Origin of the sequence: Streptomyces sp. NBC_00568 (assembly GCF_026341855.1) — a bacterium.
GTDB lineage: Bacteria > Actinomycetota > Actinomycetes > Streptomycetales > Streptomycetaceae > Streptomyces.
On record NZ_JAPENW010000001.1, the window covers coordinates 965,284 to 981,308 of the forward strand.

At 70.1% G+C, this 16,025-nt stretch carries 16 protein-coding genes; 6 read left to right on the forward strand and 10 right to left on the reverse strand.

Annotated features, from left to right (window positions below; all coding sequences use genetic code 11):
* Positions 1-223 precede the first annotated feature (223 nt).
* Entirely contained in the window at positions 224-460 is a 237-nt protein-coding gene (locus tag OOK38_RS04080; RefSeq protein ID WP_266848122.1) for a hypothetical protein, read from the forward strand.
* Between the two features lie 258 nt (positions 461-718).
* Here OOK38_RS04080 and OOK38_RS04085 read toward each other — a convergent pair whose 3' ends face one another.
* Positions 719-1,885, reverse strand: a complete 1,167-nt coding sequence (locus OOK38_RS04085; RefSeq protein WP_266849310.1) for a citrate synthase/methylcitrate synthase — start codon at positions 1,883-1,885, stop codon at positions 719-721.
* A gap of 97 nt (positions 1,886-1,982) precedes the next feature.
* Between OOK38_RS04085 and OOK38_RS04090 the strand changes: the two genes are divergently transcribed.
* The 4 genes from OOK38_RS04090 (at position 1,983) to OOK38_RS04105 (ending at position 7,080) form a co-directional block, all read left to right on the forward strand.
* Complete coding sequence (locus OOK38_RS04090) at positions 1,983-3,242, forward strand: citrate synthase (RefSeq protein WP_266848123.1); 1,260 nt, start codon at positions 1,983-1,985, stop codon at positions 3,240-3,242.
* A gap of 190 nt (positions 3,243-3,432) precedes the next feature.
* The gene (locus OOK38_RS04095; protein ID WP_266763437.1) at positions 3,433-4,377 is read left to right on the forward strand and encodes a sucrase ferredoxin; all 945 of its coding nucleotides are present in this window, start codon (positions 3,433-3,435) and stop codon (positions 4,375-4,377) included.
* 193 nt (positions 4,378-4,570) lie between these two features.
* Positions 4,571-6,403, forward strand: coding sequence for a sensor histidine kinase (locus OOK38_RS04100; RefSeq protein ID WP_266763436.1), 1,833 nt, complete (start codon positions 4,571-4,573; stop codon positions 6,401-6,403).
* On the forward strand, positions 6,400-7,080 hold the full coding sequence (locus OOK38_RS04105) for a response regulator (protein ID WP_266763435.1): 681 nt from the start codon (positions 6,400-6,402) through the stop codon (positions 7,078-7,080). Before OOK38_RS04100 ends, OOK38_RS04105 begins: the two co-directional genes overlap by 4 nt.
* A 129-nt stretch (positions 7,081-7,209) precedes the next feature.
* Here the strand turns inward: OOK38_RS04105 and OOK38_RS04110 are convergent, their stop codons facing one another.
* The 3 genes from OOK38_RS04110 to OOK38_RS04120 all read right to left on the reverse strand — a co-directional run bounded on the left by OOK38_RS04110 (position 7,210) and on the right by OOK38_RS04120 (position 10,199).
* Complete coding sequence (locus tag OOK38_RS04110) at positions 7,210-8,271, reverse strand: ABC transporter substrate-binding protein (RefSeq protein ID WP_266763434.1); 1,062 nt, start codon at positions 8,269-8,271, stop codon at positions 7,210-7,212.
* Between the two features lie 259 nt (positions 8,272-8,530).
* Positions 8,531-9,394: an ABC transporter permease gene (locus OOK38_RS04115; RefSeq protein WP_266763433.1), complete on the reverse strand. Its 864-nt coding sequence runs from the start codon at positions 9,392-9,394 to the stop codon at positions 8,531-8,533.
* The gene (locus OOK38_RS04120; RefSeq protein ID WP_266763432.1) at positions 9,384-10,199 is read right to left on the reverse strand and encodes an ABC transporter ATP-binding protein; all 816 of its coding nucleotides are present in this window, start codon (positions 10,197-10,199) and stop codon (positions 9,384-9,386) included. Before OOK38_RS04120 ends, OOK38_RS04115 begins: the two co-directional genes overlap by 11 nt.
* Before the next feature lie 162 nt (positions 10,200-10,361).
* Between OOK38_RS04120 and OOK38_RS04125 the strand changes: the two genes are divergently transcribed.
* Complete coding sequence (locus tag OOK38_RS04125) at positions 10,362-11,054, forward strand: response regulator (RefSeq protein WP_266763431.1); 693 nt, start codon at positions 10,362-10,364, stop codon at positions 11,052-11,054.
* On the opposite strand, the gene OOK38_RS04130 is transcribed toward OOK38_RS04125, so the two are convergent.
* The 6 genes from OOK38_RS04130 to OOK38_RS04155 all read right to left on the reverse strand — a co-directional run bounded on the left by OOK38_RS04130 (position 11,033) and on the right by OOK38_RS04155 (position 15,851).
* On the reverse strand, positions 11,033-11,269 hold the full coding sequence (locus tag OOK38_RS04130) for a hypothetical protein (protein ID WP_266763430.1): 237 nt from the start codon (positions 11,267-11,269) through the stop codon (positions 11,033-11,035). The two genes, OOK38_RS04125 and OOK38_RS04130, sit on opposite strands and share 22 nt — an antisense overlap.
* A 37-nt stretch (positions 11,270-11,306) precedes the next feature.
* Positions 11,307-12,899: a cation acetate symporter gene (locus OOK38_RS04135; protein ID WP_266763429.1), complete on the reverse strand. Its 1,593-nt coding sequence runs from the start codon at positions 12,897-12,899 to the stop codon at positions 11,307-11,309.
* Positions 12,896-13,384 carry a DUF485 domain-containing protein gene (locus tag OOK38_RS04140; RefSeq protein WP_266763428.1) on the reverse strand — a complete coding sequence of 163 codons (489 nt, stop codon included), beginning with the start codon at positions 13,382-13,384 and terminating at the stop codon, positions 12,896-12,898. Before OOK38_RS04140 ends, OOK38_RS04135 begins: the two co-directional genes overlap by 4 nt.
* A gap of 105 nt (positions 13,385-13,489) precedes the next feature.
* Complete coding sequence (locus tag OOK38_RS04145; protein ID WP_266763427.1) at positions 13,490-14,176, reverse strand: response regulator transcription factor; 687 nt, start codon at positions 14,174-14,176, stop codon at positions 13,490-13,492.
* Positions 14,173-15,324: a sensor histidine kinase gene (locus tag OOK38_RS04150; protein WP_266763426.1), complete on the reverse strand. Its 1,152-nt coding sequence runs from the start codon at positions 15,322-15,324 to the stop codon at positions 14,173-14,175. Before OOK38_RS04150 ends, OOK38_RS04145 begins: the two co-directional genes overlap by 4 nt.
* On the reverse strand, positions 15,321-15,851 hold the full coding sequence (locus OOK38_RS04155; RefSeq protein WP_266763425.1) for a DUF1453 domain-containing protein: 531 nt from the start codon (positions 15,849-15,851) through the stop codon (positions 15,321-15,323). Before OOK38_RS04155 ends, OOK38_RS04150 begins: the two co-directional genes overlap by 4 nt.
* Between the last annotated feature and the right edge of the window lie 174 nt (positions 15,852-16,025).

Consider the following 16,025-nt stretch of genomic DNA (forward strand, 5'->3'; position numbering starts at 1 on the left):
GAGATTCACTCGACTGCTGATTGTGGCTTTGCGCACCACTGGCAACAGAACCCGCTAAATTGGCGCTGCTCAGACCTCTGAGCACTCCGACCGAAACACCCCTGCGCTCGGAGACCTGTGCCTCCGACGATCATCTCGGCTCGGAGTCCGTCACTCCGAGGGAACCGCCGCTCGGGACGACACCCTTTACCGCGATCCCGAGCCAAAAGGTTGGTACCACTCCGTGAAGATCGTGCGACGTGTCGGGGCTACTCCACGCGAACGCGGCAGCGTTTCCGGACAGTCCTGCCCCGACATCTTCGAGCTCAGTGACGGCAGCTTCGCCGTCATCGGGCGCGAGGCCACTCAGGAGCTCGATCCCGAGCTCCCGCCCGACGCCGCACGGGCCGACTACGAGCGGATCGTGGTCATCACGCGCGAGACGCTCTTGCGCGCCAAGAAAGACATCCCGGACGTCTGACAACGAACAGGGCTTGCCTGCGGAGTGGCGAAGGCCTGATCGCACGACTGAAGACGGGCAATTTCCTCCCCTTATCAACCTGAGAATCCCTTGAATCTCTCCTGGAGATTCCTATCGACTCACGACACAGAGGCCCGGCATCACCACGACGCCGGGCCTTTCAGATGTGGCTGCACACCCAGGATTCACTCGTGGCGGCACGCAGGCTTTCCCGCACGGCGACAACCGAGGCACGGGTACGTCCACCATCGAATGGCGTCAGCTCACCGTCGGCACCGCAACCGGCGGAACAGGTCCCACATACCGGGCCGCCGGGCGGATGATTTTCGAGTCCTCCGCCTGTTCCAGGATGTTGGCGCTCCAGCCGACCACCCGGGCGGCGGCGAAGGTGGGCGTGAACATCTCGCGGGGCAGCCCGCAGAGTTCCATGACCACACCGGCGTAGAACTCCACATTGGTGTGCAACTCGCGGCCCGGCTTGAGTTCGGCCAGGACCGCCTCCACCTGTCGTTCCACTTCGACGGCGAAGTCGACGAGCGGGCCGCCGAACCCCTGGGCTATGCCGCGCAGCATGCGCGAACGCGGATCCTCCGTGCGGTAGACGGGGTGTCCGAAGCCCATGATGCGTTCGCCGGCGCGGACGCGTTCGCGGATCCAGGGATCGATACGGTCGGGGGTCCCGATCGCGTCGAGCGTGTCCAGGGCACGACTGGGAGCACCGCCGTGGAGAGGGCCGGAGAGGGCCCCGACCGCGCCCACGAGGCAGGCCGCCACATCCGCGCCGGTCGACGCGATCACCCGCGCAGTGAACGTTGATGCATTGAATCCATGGTCAATGGTTGAGATGAGATATTGCTCAACCGCACGAGCACGGGCAGCGTCCGGCTCCGAACCCGTCAACATGTACAGGTAGTTGGCGGCGTACCCCAGGTCCTCGCGCGGCTCCACCGGCTCCAGCCCCTGCCCGAGCCGGTACAGCGCGGTGAGCAGCGTCGGTACGGCCGCCGTCGCCGCGAGGCCGTCGTCGCGACGCCGCTCGGCGTCGATGTCGTACACCGGTCGGAACCTCAGCGAGGCTCCGAGCAGCGACAACGCGGTGCGCAGCCCGGCGAGCGGTCCCGACAGCCGGGTCGCCGCCGCGATCGCGGGCAGAGCGGCGCGCACCTCGTCCGGCAGCCCGCGCAGCCCCGCCGTCCGCGCGACGAAGGCGGCACGGCGAGTCTTGTCGGGCAGCTCACCGTGGGCCAGCAGATACCAGACGTCCTCGAAGCCGCGGGTCTGCGCGAGGTCGACGGCCGAGTACTGGCGGTAGTGGTAAAAGCCCTCCAGCCCTCTGACGTCACCCAGTTCGGTGTCGGTGACGACGACGCCCGCGAGTCCTCGCGGTACGTCGACAGAGGTGGACGCGGCCCGGTTGATCGGCATGTTTCCTCCCTGGACTTGATTCGACTGTCCATGCTTGACTATGTAGCTGTCAATATTGATCCAATCAATATAATGATCCACAGATACGGTGGCGCTCATGAGGGATCGAGAGGCGGCAACGCCAGCGCACGAGGGCCGACGGCTCAGCACCAAGGAGACCGCCGAACTGCTCGGCGTGAAGCCGGAGACCGTGTACGCGTATGTGAGCCGCGGTCAGCTCAGCAGCCGGCGGGAAACGGGAGGGCGCGGGAGCACGTTCGACACCAAGGAGGTGGAGGCGCTCGCGCGGCGCAACAGGCGTGAGGGCGGCGGCAGTTCGAGCGGCAGCGGCGAGCTGTCCGTCCGTACCCGCATCACCCTGATCGACAAGGACCGGTACTACTTCCGGGGCATCGACGCGACGGAACTGGCCGCTCGGTACTCCTACGAGGAGATCGCCGAATGGCTGTGGACCGGCGAGCTGCGCCCCGGTGTCACGTTCACGGCCCCGGAGGCGTCCGTGGCCGTCGCCCGGCGCAGTGTCGACGCGCTGCCCGAGCACAGCGGCCCGACCGACAGGCTGCGCGTCGCGGCGATCGCCGCCGCGGCGGCCGACCCCCTGCGCTTCGACCTCTCCGAGAGCGCCGTGCTCGGCACCGGGCGCACCCTGATCCCCACCCTCGTCGCCGCGCTTCCCCCCGTACGCCACGACCACCGCGACGAGGGCCCGCTGGCTCATCGCCTGTGGGCACGGCTCACCGGGCGCCCGGCCGACGACGCGTCACTGCGCGTGCTGGACACGGCACTCGGGCTGCTCGTGGACCATGATCTGGCCGCCTCGACGCTGGCGGTGCGGGTCGCCGCGTCGGCCCGCGCCCACGCGTACGCGGCCGTGTCGGCGGGCCTCGGCGTCCTCGAAGGACCCCTCCACGGGGCGGCCAGCGGGCTCGCGCACCGCCTGCTGCTCGACGTGCTGGACCAGGGCACCGCCGCTCCTGTGGTCGCCGACGAGCTGCGCGCCGGACGCCGTGTTCCCGGACTCGGCCATCGGCTCTACCCCGGCGAAGATCCACGCGCGCGTGCCCTGTTCGCTCTCCTGGAGGAGGTGCCCGGTGCCGCGCCCGCTCTGGCGGCGGCCCAGGACGTGGTGACGACCACGGCCCGTCACGCGCCCCTGCACGCCAACGTCGACCTCGCCCTGGCCGCCTTCACCGTCTCCTCGGGCATGCCGGCCTCCGCGGGAGAGACGATCTTCGCTGTCGCGCGGACCGCGGGCTGGATCGCCCACACCCTGGAGGAGTACGGGGAGCGCCCCTTGCGGATGCGACCGAGCGGGCACTACGTGGGCGAGCGTCCGCCGCAGCCGCTTCCCCGCTAGACGCCGTACTCGGACAGCGCGCGGGGCGGGCCGGGACAGGGCGCCCGGCGCGCTCCCCCCGCGCGCACTCCCCTAAGCCCTGCCATACCCCACTTCCCCACGCTTTGCCGCGCGCCCGGACCACCCCTGAGGCGCCCCCGGATACACGGCGGGAAGTCGCCCTGGACGAAGTCAGGTTAGGCTCACCTCTGTGAGTATGTGCACGACCGCGTCGCGGCACCTCGACGAGCCCCTGGCGGGGACCGCGGCCACCGCGAGGACATGGCTGCTGATCGAGCAGCCCGGACCCTGGGGTGCCCAGGCGCTCACTTCGAGCCACCTGGATCCCACGGTCGGCCGTGCCCTCGAAGCGGCCGCCCAGGGCACCGGCGTACGGATCGCGCTCATCCGCCGACCCGGGCGCCACGCCGACTGCGGTGCGCCCGCCGAGAGGCATGTGTACGCGGCCCACACCACTCCGGGAAACGTATGGCTGCACTCCGCCATGACACGTGATCCCGAGCAGGCGCTCGATCTCGACTTCACCGCGCTCGGCACGGGTGATCCACGCTCCTTCGACGAGGTTCTCCAGGGGCGGCCCCACATGGACGATCCGCTCGCCCTCGTCTGCACCAACGGCAAGCGCGACCGCTGCTGCGCCCTGCTCGGACGCCCCCTGGCGGCGGAACTGGCCGCCTCCGGCGTGAGGGGCGCTTGGGAGGTCACCCATCTGGGCGGTCATCGCTTCTCGCCCACGGTGCTCGTCCTGCCGTACGGGTACGCGTACGGCCGCGCCGAGGCCCACGCCGTCAAGGAGATCCTCCAGGGCGTCCGGGAGGGCCTTGTCGTCACCGAGGGCTGCCGAGGGAACTCCGCCTGGGAACGCCCCGGCCAGGCGGCCGAGCTGGCCGTACGGACGGCTTCGGGGGAGCACGCCGCCGACGTCCTGACGGTGGTCCGCACGGACGGCACCGCGCCTCGCTGGGAGGTGACCGTCGCCCATGCCGACGGCCGTCTGTGGCGTGTCATCGTCGCGCGGGGCGCCTCGCTGCCGCCCCGCCCGGAGAGCTGCGGCTCGGCACTGGGTTCACCCGCTCGGATGGACGTGGTGGCCGTACGGCAGCTGGAGAAGACGGCTGTCCCTGTGGCCTGCTGAGGACCCCCGGTCCCCCGCCCCTCCCGAACCGGACCCCCGCCGGCTCCCTCCGCCCGATCGGCGACGCCCTGGCTGCCCCACGGCCCGGTCCGGCACTCGTCCGGCCATTCGTCCGACCGCCTCGCCCCTTGATCAGGAGATCCACGCCACACTCCCTTCGGGGGAGCGCGCACGCCCCCGTACCGTCTTGGGCATGAGCCCCACTCCGCCCGCACGACGACTGCGCCTCGGTCTGCCGCGGCGGGTGTTCTCGCAGGTGCTGCTGATGCAGATCGCGATCGCGGCGGGAGTCGCCGTGCTCGCCACCGGGCTGTTCCTGGCCCCGCTGAGCGCGCAGCTGGACGACCAGGCCATGCGGCGTGCCCTCGCGATCGCGCAGACCACGGCCGCGCAGCCGCAGATCGCCGTGGACCTCCGGAGGACCTCCCCCTCCACGACCGGCCCCGTGCAGGTCGAGGCCGAGCGGATACGGAAGGCGAGCGGGGCCGATTACGTCGTCGTGATGGACATGCGCGGCATCCGCTGGTCGCACCCGGACCCCGCGGCGATCGGCGGTCCGGTCTCGACGAGTCCTCGCCTGGCCCTGGCAGGCAGGGACGTCATGGAGATCGACACCGGAACGCTGGGCCGCTCCGCACGGGGCAAGGTGCCGCTGCGCGACGCCGACCACAGGATCATCGGCGCGGTCTCGGTGGGCATCGAGTACGACAGCGTCCGGGCCCGGTTGATCGGCGCGATCCCGGGGCTGTTCGCGTACGCGGGCGGGGCCATGGCCGTAGGCGCGCTGGCCGCCTACCTGATCTCCCGCAGGGTCCAGCGGCAGACCCGTGACCTGGCCTTCTCCGATATCTCGGCGTTGCTGGAGGAGCGGGAGGCGATGCTGCACGGCATCCGGGAGGGCGTGGTCGCACTGGACCGCGGCGGTCGCGTACGCCTTCTGAACGACGAGGCGCAGCGGCTGCTGGGGGTCGGCGCCGAGGCCATCGGGCGGCCCCTCGACGACGCGCTGGGCCCCGGCCGGACGACCGATGTGCTGGCCGGGCGCGTCACCGGCACGGACCTGCTCACCGTCCGCGGCCAGCGCGTCCTGGTCGCCAACCGGATGCCCACCGAGGACGGTGGCGCCGTCGCCACACTGCGCGACCGGACCGAACTGGAGCAGCTCGGCCGGGAGCTCGACTCCACGCGGGGCCTGATCGACGCCTTGCGCGCGCAGGACCATGAGCACGCCAATCGCATGCACACGCTCCTGGGGCTTCTCGAACTGGAGATGTACGACGACGCCGTGGAGTTCGTCGGAGAGGTGGTCGGCGACCACAGGGTCACCGCGGAGCAGGTCACCGAGAAGATCCACGATCCGCTGCTCGCCGCCCTGCTGGTCGGCAAGGCGACCGTGGCGGCCGAGCGTGGCGTGGCGCTGTGGATCTCGGACGGGACGCTGCTGCCGGATCGGTTGATCGACCCGCGCGGGCTCGTCACGGTCGTCGGGAACCTCGTCGACAACGCCCTGGACGCCGTCGCGGGGACGCCCCACGCGCGCGTGGAGGTCGAATTGCGTTCCGAGGGCCGCACCGCCGTCCTGCGGGTACGGGACACCGGGCCCGGCATCCCGCAGGAGCGGCGGGAGCTGATCTTCACGGACGGCTGGAGCACCAAGAAGCCCCCGGCACACGGCAAGCGCGGAATCGGCCTCTCCTTGGTACGGCGACTCGCCGAGCGGCAGGGCGGGAGCGCCGAGGTGGCCGACGCGGACGGCGGAGGCGCGGAGTTCACGGTCGTCCTGCCGGAGGCGCTGACGGACCCTGCGCTCGCACCGGAGGACGGGGGCGCGGCGCGGAACGGGCTCGTGTCGGTCGACGGGCTCGCCCCCGTCCCTGCTCAGGGACCAGGAGTCGTACGACGGCTCCCGTCTCCGGAGGCCCCCGACGCCGGCCTCGTCGCCACCGGAGACACCAGGAACGGCGAGGACGCCAGGAACAGCGAGCACGCCAAGAACGCCAGCAACGCCGAGGAGGAGTCGCGATGATCGAGGTCCTGGTCGTGGACGACGACGCACGGGTCGCTCGCGTCAACGCCGCCTACGTCGAGAAGGTGCCGGGCTTCCACGCCGTGGGCGAGGCGCACAGCGCCGCCGAGGCGCTGCGCCTGATGGAGGCCCTGCCGAAACTGGACCTGGTCCTCATGGACCACTACCTGCCGGACGAGACGGGTCTCGCGGTCGTCCAGGAGATGCGCCGCCGAGGCCACCAGACCGACGTGATCATGGTGACCGCGGCCCGTGACGTCTCGACCGTCCAGGCGGCGCTGCGGCAGGGCGCGCTCCAGTACCTGGTCAAGCCGTTCGCGTTCGCCGGGCTGCGCGCCAAGCTGGAGGCGTACGCGGATCTTCGACGCACCCTCGACGGCGGCGGGGAGGCCGAACAGTCCGAGGTGGACCGGATCTTCGGGGCCCTCTCGGCGAGCGCCGAGCCCAATCTGCCCAAGGGCCACTCCCCGCCGACCGCCGATCTCGTCAGGCGCGCCCTGCTCGGTGCTGAAGGCCCGCTGTCGGCCCAGGAGATCGCGGAGGAGACCGGACTGAGCCGGCAGACCGCGCAGCGCTATCTGAAGCTCCTGGAGCGCACCGGGAGGGCCAGACTGACCCTCAAATACGGCGACGCGGGCCGCCCGGAGCATCGCTACGTCTGGGCGACCCGCGCCTGAGGACAGGCCGACCGGGCGGGGCGGCGGTCGCACAGGTCGCGCGTACGACTGCCGGGGGAGGACAGTCGTACGCGCGACGGAACAGTCGTACACACGCCGGGGCGCTCAGCGCGTGGTCGCTGGGCAGGGTCAGCCGGCGGCCTTCTTGACGAACTCCGTGGTGTACGTCCTGCTCAGGTCGACCTCGGCGTTCTTGATGTTGGGGTTGAACGCCTTGAGGACCTTCTCGACGGTCTCGGGACCGTTCTCAGGCATCACGCCGTCGTCGGTGAACATCGGCAGCGTGCTCTTGATCGCCCCGGCGTACAGCGTCTTGTCGCCCTGGGAGTAGTCGGCGGGCATCTTGGCGGCGATGTCGGCGGCGCTGTGGGTGGACATCCACACAAGGGTCTTCACGAAGGCGTTCGCCAGCTTCTGGACCGTCTCCTTGTGACCGTTGACCCAGTCCGTCTGCATGTAGAGGCTGGACGAGGGGTAAGGCCCGCCGAGCGCCTCCTGCGAGCCCTTGGGCGTCCGCATGTCGATGAGCACCTTGCCGAGCTTCTTCTCAAGGACCGTGGCGACGGTGGGGTCCGTCGTCATGCCGCCGTCGATGGCGCCTTGCTGGAGGGCCGAGATGAAGGTCGGTCCGGCACCGACGGCGACCGGCGTGAACTCGCTGACCCGCACACCGTTCTTGACCGCGAGGTACTTCGTGAGGAAGTCGGTCGACGAGCCGAGGCCGGTGACGCCGAGCTTCCTGCCCTTGAAGTCCTTGGGTGAAGTGATGTCGCCCGCCCGCTTGTTCGAGACGATCTCGACCTCACCCGGGGCGTGCGAGAACTGCACGACGGACTCGACGGCCTTGCCCTTGGTCTGCAGGTCGAGCGTGTGGTCGTAGAAGCCGACGGCGCCCTGCACCTGCCCCGACACAAGAGCCGTCTCGGCCTGGACACCCGCGGGCTCGCTGAGGAGTTCGACATCCAGGCCCTCGTCCTGGAAGTAGCCGAGCCGCTGCGTGAGCATCGCCGGCAGGTAGATGACCTTGTCCAGGCCACCGACCATGATCTTGACGTGCTCCCCCTTGCCACCGCCCCCGCCGCTGCCGGAGTCGGCCGTCGTGCTCGCCGCGTCATTGGCGCAGGCGGTGAGCGAGGTGAGAGCGAGCAGACCGGCGGCTGCCAGCGCGGAGTATCTGGCGGTCTTGCGCATGGTGGTTCACGTCCTTGTGAGTGGAGGAAGGAGCAAGTGCGTTCGTACGGCGGGGCCGTGAGCGCGCGGGAGCGGGTTCGTCCGCGGGTACGACCGCGTCATGGCTGCGTGGGGGCGGGTTCGTGCGTGCGTGCTCGCGGCGTCACGCCTGCGTGTGCTTGCGGCTCCACGCCTGCGTGCTTGCGGCTGCTTCACGCCTGCGTGCTCGCGGTTTCATTGCCTGCGTAGGGAGGGATTTCGCGCATGCGCACGGGAGGGATCAGCGGTCGGAATCCGACGGCTTCCAGCGGAAGATCCGGCGTTCGGCGAAGGTCAGCAGTCCTTCGGCGAGCAGGGCGACGACGGCGAGGATGACCATCGCGGCGTACACACCGGCCGCGTTGAAGGTGCCCTGCGACTGTGCGACGAGCAGGCCGATGCCCTTGGTGGCGCCGATGTACTCGCCGACGATCGCGCCGATGAGCGCGAAGCCGAAGCTGACATGCAGGCTCGTGAAGATCCACGAGGTGGCGGACGGGATGACGACCTGAAGGGTCACCCTGCGATCGCTCGCGCCGAGGATCCGGGCGTTGGCCACCAGGTTGCGGTCGACCTCCCGGGCGCCCTGGAAGGCGTTGAAGAACACCGGGAAGAAGACGAGCACCACGGCCGAGGCGACCTTGGAGGCAGGTCCGAGCCCGAACCAGATCACGAAGATGGGTGCAAGGACGATCCTTGGTATGGAGTTGAGCACCTTGATGTATGGACCAAGGACGTCGGCGAGCAAGGCGATCCGCCCCAGCGCGATGCCGAAGATGACGCCGGCGACCACACCGATGACCCAGCCGAGCAGCGCCTCGTGAAGCGTGTACCAGATCTGCTCACCCAAGGAACCGAGTGCGGTCCCGTGCATCACCCAGGTGTGGATCTGTTCCCAGATCTTCGAGGGCATGGAGAAGTTGAACGGGTCGATGGCCTTGGCCCGCGAGAGCACCTCCCACAGACCGAGCACGGCGACCAGGAGCAGCACCCGGGCCGCGCCCACCACGATCTTGCGCTTGCGGGCGGCACGGGCGCGGGTGTGCGCCCGGCCAGGAATCTTGGCCGTGTCGACGACCGGGGTGTCGAGAACCTCAGGCGACATGAGCGGCACCCCTCTCGCGGGTGATGCGGACCTCTTCGCCGAGGGATTCCCAGATCTCGCGGTAGATCTCGATGAACCGCGGCTCCAGGCGTACCGATTCGACCTTGCGTGGGCGCGGCAGATCGATGTCGAAGACCTGCTTCACGGTGGCGGGGCCCGCGGTCATCACGACGACCTTGTCGGCGAGCGCGATGGACTCCTCCAGGTCGTGGGTGACGAAGACGACCGAGGCGCCCGTGCCCTCCCACAGTTCGAGCAGTTCGTCGGACATCAGGGCCCGCGTCTGCACGTCGAGCGCCGAGAAGGGCTCGTCCATCAGCAGGATCTCGGGGTCGTTGACGAAGGTCGCGGCGAGGGCGACGCGCTTGCGCTGACCGCCGGAGAGCTGGTGCGGATAGCGGTCCTCGAAGGCCGTGAGCCCGACCCGGGCGAGCCATTCCCGGGCCCGGATCCTCGCCTCCGCCTTGGGCACGCCGCGGAAGCGGGGCCCGGCCATCACGTTGGACAGGACCGTACGCCAGGGGAAAGTGGCGTCCTGCTGGAAGACGAAGCCGACCTTGTCGCCGACGCCGGCGACCGGCTCCCCGGCGACGAGGACCTCGCCCTCGGTGGGCTCCTCGAGACCGCTGACCAGGGTCAGCGTGGTGGACTTCCCGCAACCGGTGGGTCCGACGACGGCCACGAACTCACCCCGGCCGATGGTCAGGTCAAGCTCCCTGACGGCTGTGTGCAAACCCCCCGACGGGGTCTTGAAGATCTTGCTCGCGCCCCGCAGCTCGATGGCGGGGCTGGTGTCTGTGCTCATGGCCCGGGACCGTAGATGTGGCGCGGGCCACAGCATCAGTCTTCTGGGCGCAAGGCATTCTTCTGCTCGCAAGAGTCTGTTGTGCTCGTTTTGCTCGCGCTACAACAGCGGAGCCGAAACACGGGCGCAACGTTCGCCCAGGCCTTGAGGGAAAGAGGCCCGATGATTGACGTCCTGGTCGTGGACGACGATTTCCGCGTCGCCGAGATCAACGCGAGGTACGTGGGGAAGGTTCCCGGTTTCCGGGTGGCCGCCCGCGCGCACAGTGCCGCCCAGGCGCTGGCCGCCGTCGAACGAGCGCCCGTCGACCTGGTGCTGCTCGACCACTATCTGCCGGACCGGACCGGCCTCGAACTCGTCCACCGGATGCGCGAACACGGTCACGGCACCGACGTCATCATGATCACCGCGGCCAGCGATGTGGCCACCGTGCAGGCCGCGATGCGTCTGGGCGCGCTGCACTACCTGGTCAAGCCGTTCACCTTCACGGCCCTTCGCACCCGCCTCGACTCCTACGCCGCCCTGCGCCGCACCGTCGACCGGGTCGGCGGCCGCGGCGCGGCGGGCCAGGAGCAGGTCGACCGGATCTTCGGCGCCCTGCGCACCGGGCCCGCGCCCTCCTCCCCCGGCCTGCCCAGCGGCCACTCGGAGCCGACGACGGACCTGATCTGCGATGTGTTGCACCACGCGAGTCACCCGCTGTCGGCCCACGAGGTGGCCGCCGAGACCGGCCTCAGCCGATCCACCGCCCAGCGCTATCTGCGGCACCTGGAACAGGCGGGACGATTGCGCCTGTCGCTCAAGTACGGCGACACGGGGCGCCCGGAACACCGCTACGCATGGGTGGCCCCTTGAACCCGCACCCCCATGACGCGCCCGTGCCGTGCTCGTACGTCCATGGCTCGTACGTCCATGGCTCGTACGTCCATGGCTCGTACGCCGATTGCTCGCGCGACCATTTCCCGTACGTCCGTGGCGTGCGCGTCCGCTGCGTCGCGCGCCGACACGGGCGCCCGTGCGGGGCCCGTGTCCTGGACGGCGGCACACAGCGCCGGGGCCCACCCCTGCAACGGTCCAGGGTGGCCGCCTACGCCCCTCAGGACGCCCTCAGACGGCCCCGGCGCCCGTGAGCGCGCGGACCTCGATCTCGGCGTGCTTGGCCTCGTCCGGCGGCTCCGCCGAAGTCACGGTGCCGAGCCAGCCCGCGAGAAAGCCCAGGGGAATCGAGACGAGGCCCGGGTTCTGGAGCGGGAAGAACTGGAAGTCCACTCCCGGGAACAGCGATTCGGGGCTCCCCGACACCACCGGTGACAGCAGCACGAGCAACAGCGCCGGACCCAGGCCGCCGTATACGGCCCATACGGCACCCCGCGTCGTGAAGGACCTCCAGAACAGGGAGTACAGCAGCACCGGCAGATTCGCGGACGCGGCGACCGCGAAGGCGAGGCCCACCAGGAAGGCCACGTTGAGATCGCGGGCGAGGAGGCCCAGGGCGATGGCGATCACGCCGATGCCGACCGACGCGGTACGCGCCACGGCGACCTCACTGTGCGGCTTCGCGTGGCGGCGACGCATCGAGGCGTACAGGTCATGGGCCACGGCGGCCGAGGACGCGAGGGTGATTCCGGCGACGACCGCGAGAATGGTGGCGAAGGCGATGGCGGCGACGATCGCGAACAGGACTGTTCCCCCGGTCGAGTTGACGCCGCCGCCCAGGTCGAGGGCGAGCAACGGAACCGCGGTGTTCCCCGCGGCGTTCGATCCGCGCACCGCCTCCGGACCGACGATGGCGGCCGCGCCGAAGCCCAGCACGATCGTCATCAGGTAGAAGCCGCCGATCAGCCCGATCGACCACACCACCGAGCGCCGCGCGGCGCGCGCCGTCGGCACGGTGTAGAAGCGCGACAGGATGTGCGGCAGTCCGGCGGTACCGAGCACCAGAGCGAGCCCGAGGCTCATGAAGTCGAAGCGCGAGGTCCAGTCACCGCCGTACCTCAACCCCGGTGCGAGGAAGGCCTTGCCGTGGCCGCTGCGCCCCGCAGCCGAACGCAGCAGTTCGTTGACGTCCCCGTGGAACCGCATCAGGACCATCACGGTGAGCACGGCGGCCCCGCTCAGCAGCAGAACGGCCTTGACGATCTGGATCCAGGTGGTCGCCCGCATCCCTCCCATCGACACGTAGATCACCATGAGCGCGCCGACACCGATCACCGTCCAGTTGCGCGCCGCCTCGCTCGTGCCTCCCAGCAGCAGCGAGACCAGGCTGCCCGCACCCACCATCTGTGCCACCAGATAGAGAACGGACACCATCACCGAAGAAGTTCCGGCCGCGATCCGCACCGGACGCTCGTCCATTCGAGCCGCGACGACATCGGCGAGCGTGAACCGCCCGCAGTTGCGCACCAGTTCGGCGACCAGGAACAGAACGACCAGCCAGGCCACCAGAAATCCCACGACGTACAGCAACCCGTCGTAGCCGTACAGCGCGATGAGTCCCGTCACACCGAGGAAGGAAGCGGCCGACATATAGTCCCCTGAAATGGCAAAACCATTCTCCATCGGCGAGAACAACCGCCCGCCGACATAGAACTCCTCAGCCGAACCATGCCGGTTGCGACTCACCCACGTCGTGATCGCCAGCGTCACCGCGACAAACGCGCTGAACAGCAGCAGCGCCAGCGTCTGATGGTTGCCGCTCACCGCTCACCACCTCTGGCGTTCCGCGTCAGCTCCTGGGTGTCCCAGCGCAGATCCAGTGCGGCCCGGTCTCTGCGCAGCCGCGCGTGCCGTGCGTACGCCCACGTGAGCAGGAACGTCGTCAGGAACTGCCCGAGCCCCGCGAGCAGGGCCACGTTCACCACACCGACGACGGGCCGCGCCATGAACCCCGGCGCCGTCGTCGCGGTCACCACATATCCCACGTACCAGGTGAAGAAGACGGCGCCGGCCGGAATCACGAACCTGCGGTACCGGCCGCGCACTTCCTGGAAGGCGGCACTGCGCTGCACCTCCAGATAGACGTCGGCCGCCCCGCCCGTCCGTCCGTCGTGCTCCGAGCGGGCGGCCGGCACGGCGGGAGCGAGCGCGCCCGTGCCGTCCAACTCACCCCAGCCGGAAGCGAGCGCGTCGTACCAGGGGTCGTCGAACCGGACCTCCCCATTGCCGCCGCCGTCGTGCTTGTCCACCGAACTCTCCTTGTCCGCGACCCGTTTCGGCCGCGTGCCCAAGGATGGGCAGATCGGGAAGATCCCGGACTCTTCTCTCCGCGCTCTTCACCCCATCAGGTGACGTCATCCCGCCGGCGGCCGTACGAGACCCTTCCCATAGGCGTAACGGACTGCCTGAGCACGGTCCTTGAGACCGGTCTTGGCGAAGAGATTGTTGATGTGGGTCTTCACGGTGGCCGTGGACACATGCAGCCTGCGGGCGATCTCCTGGTTGCTGAGGCCCTCGGCGATCAGCAGGAGCACCTCGGTCTCGCGCGAGGTGAGGCCGTCCGGCGCCTCCGCCGGCGGGCCAGGCTCGGGTTCGGGTTCCGACAGCCGCTCCAGCAGCCGTCGCTGGATGCTCGGCGAGAGCCCCGCGTCCCCGGAGAGCACGCTTTCCACGGCCCGCACGATCTCGTCGCCTCCCGCGTCCTTGGTCAGGTAGCCGCGGGCTCCGGCTCGGAGCGCGGGAAAGAGCGACTCGTCGTCCGCGAACGTCGTGAGCACGACGACCTGTGTCCCGGGGTACTCGGCACGGATGCGCCGGGTCGCCTCGACCCCGTCGCAGCGGGGCATGCGCAGGTCCATCAGCACGACGTCCGGAGCAAGTTCGGCCACCCGCTCCACCGCCTCGTCCCCGTCACCGGCCGCTCCGACGACCTCGATCCCCGGCAGCAGTCCCAGCAACATCACGATGCCCTCGCGCACGACGGTCTGATCGTCCGCGACCACAACGCGCGCCGGCTTCCTGCCTCCCTGCCGTTCGGTCATACCGGCACCTTCAACGTCACCACGAACCCCTCCTCGCCCGGCCCGGCATCCAGTGAGCCGCCCAGCAGCTCGGCACGCTCCCGCATGCCCAGCAGACCGTACCCGCCGCCCGACCCGCTGAGTTCGCCCGGCATTCCACCCGAGTCCCGTACGTCCAGCGTCACTTCGTGCGGGCCGTAGTCCAGCCGTATGTGGATCATGGCGCCCGGAGCGTGCTTGCGCGCGTTCGTCAGCGCTTCCTGCGCCACTCTGCGCACCGCCTGGGAGGCCTCCGCCGGAAGCGGCTGACGCTCACCCGTCACGGTGACATCGGCGCCGTCGGTGGCCGTGACGAGTTCGCCGAGGAAGTCCTCCAGCGGAGACATCTCGCCCCGGAGCGCGGAGAGTGCCTGCCGGGTCTCGGCGAGCCCTTCACGGGCCATTCCCCGTGCCGCCACGACCCGTTCGAGGATCGTCTCCCGGTCCGCCCCCCTCTCGATGAGCAGCCGCGCCGCCTCCAGATGCACGAGCTGCGCCGAGAGACTGTGCGCCAGCACGTCGTGGATCTCCCGCGCGATCCTCGCGCGCTCCGCGAGCGCCGCCGACTCCGTCTCGGCCGCCCGGGCCGCGCGCTCCTGCGCCAGCAGCCGCTGCGCGCTTCCCCGCGCCTCCGCGTCGAGACGCAGCACATACCCCGCGAGAGCCAGCCCCACGGTGGTGGCCGCGGTGGTCAACCAGACGTCGTCGTTGACCGCCGCGTACGCGCTCAGTGCCACCGCGGTGGCGGGCAGCGCCGCCGCGAGCGGCAGCCGTTCGATGGCGCTGACGGCGCACCCGCACCACAGGACGAGCGCCGGAATCCGGAAGCCCACACCCTGCCCCACCGCCGCGGTCGTCAGCAGCAGAGCGAGCAGCCCCAGAGACGGCAGCAGGCGATGCTCCAGCGTGGTCCGCCAGAACCCCCAGGCGAGGAACCCGCACACCACGATTCCCGCGATTCCGCCGGCGAGGGCCCAACCGTGCAGCTCCGTGTTCGTGAGCGTCGTCGCGACGATCACGGCGAGGGCGATGGCGCGCGACACCCGGGTGAGCAGGCGGCGGGCCTTGTGCACGCCCACTCGGGAGAGGGCCTCGCGGGAGGGCCAGCGCGTCCACGCGGTGTCCGTCACACGCGCTCCTTCCGCCAGGCCGGGGCCGCCACGCCGTCACCGTACGCCGGACCCCGCTCGTACGCCGACGGGTGCAGGGACCGCGCCCGCCAGGCCAGCAGCCCGGAACGGACCAGCAGGGTGGCCGCCAGGCCGAGCAACAGGGCGGAGGAGTCCTGGCGCACGCCGAGCAGAACTCCGATGCCGAACAGACCGAGGCGCAGACAGATGCCCGCGACCCAGATGACGCCGGCGGCTTTGGTGCTCCTGCTCCACACGGCGCCGTCCGGCGCCGTCCATATCCGGGTCGTCCACCCCCAGCCGGCTCCGATGGCGAGACCTGTCAGCAGCTCGGTGCCCAGCAGGAGGGACGCCTCGACCTCGTGGTGCGGGTCGATCACCCCGGGGCCGCGCAGTGCCATGAAGGCGAGAACGGCGGGCACGATCCACCAGCGCCTGTCCGTGTCGATCCGGCGCGCACTGAACTGGCGGGCGATCACCAGAGCGGCAACGGCGCAGATCACCACGGTATTGATGAGCCCGGACATGCGCGGCCTCCGTCAGCGGGGAGCGGGTGTCCGCAGCGAGCGCTGCCGACACCGACGACGCTACGGAAATCGCGCCCTCAGCAGATCGGAGCCGGGGTGGATCGTAGGTGGATCTCCCACGCCCCACCTCTCCACCCAGAGGTGGAGCCCCCGCCGACGCACAAACCCCGGCCC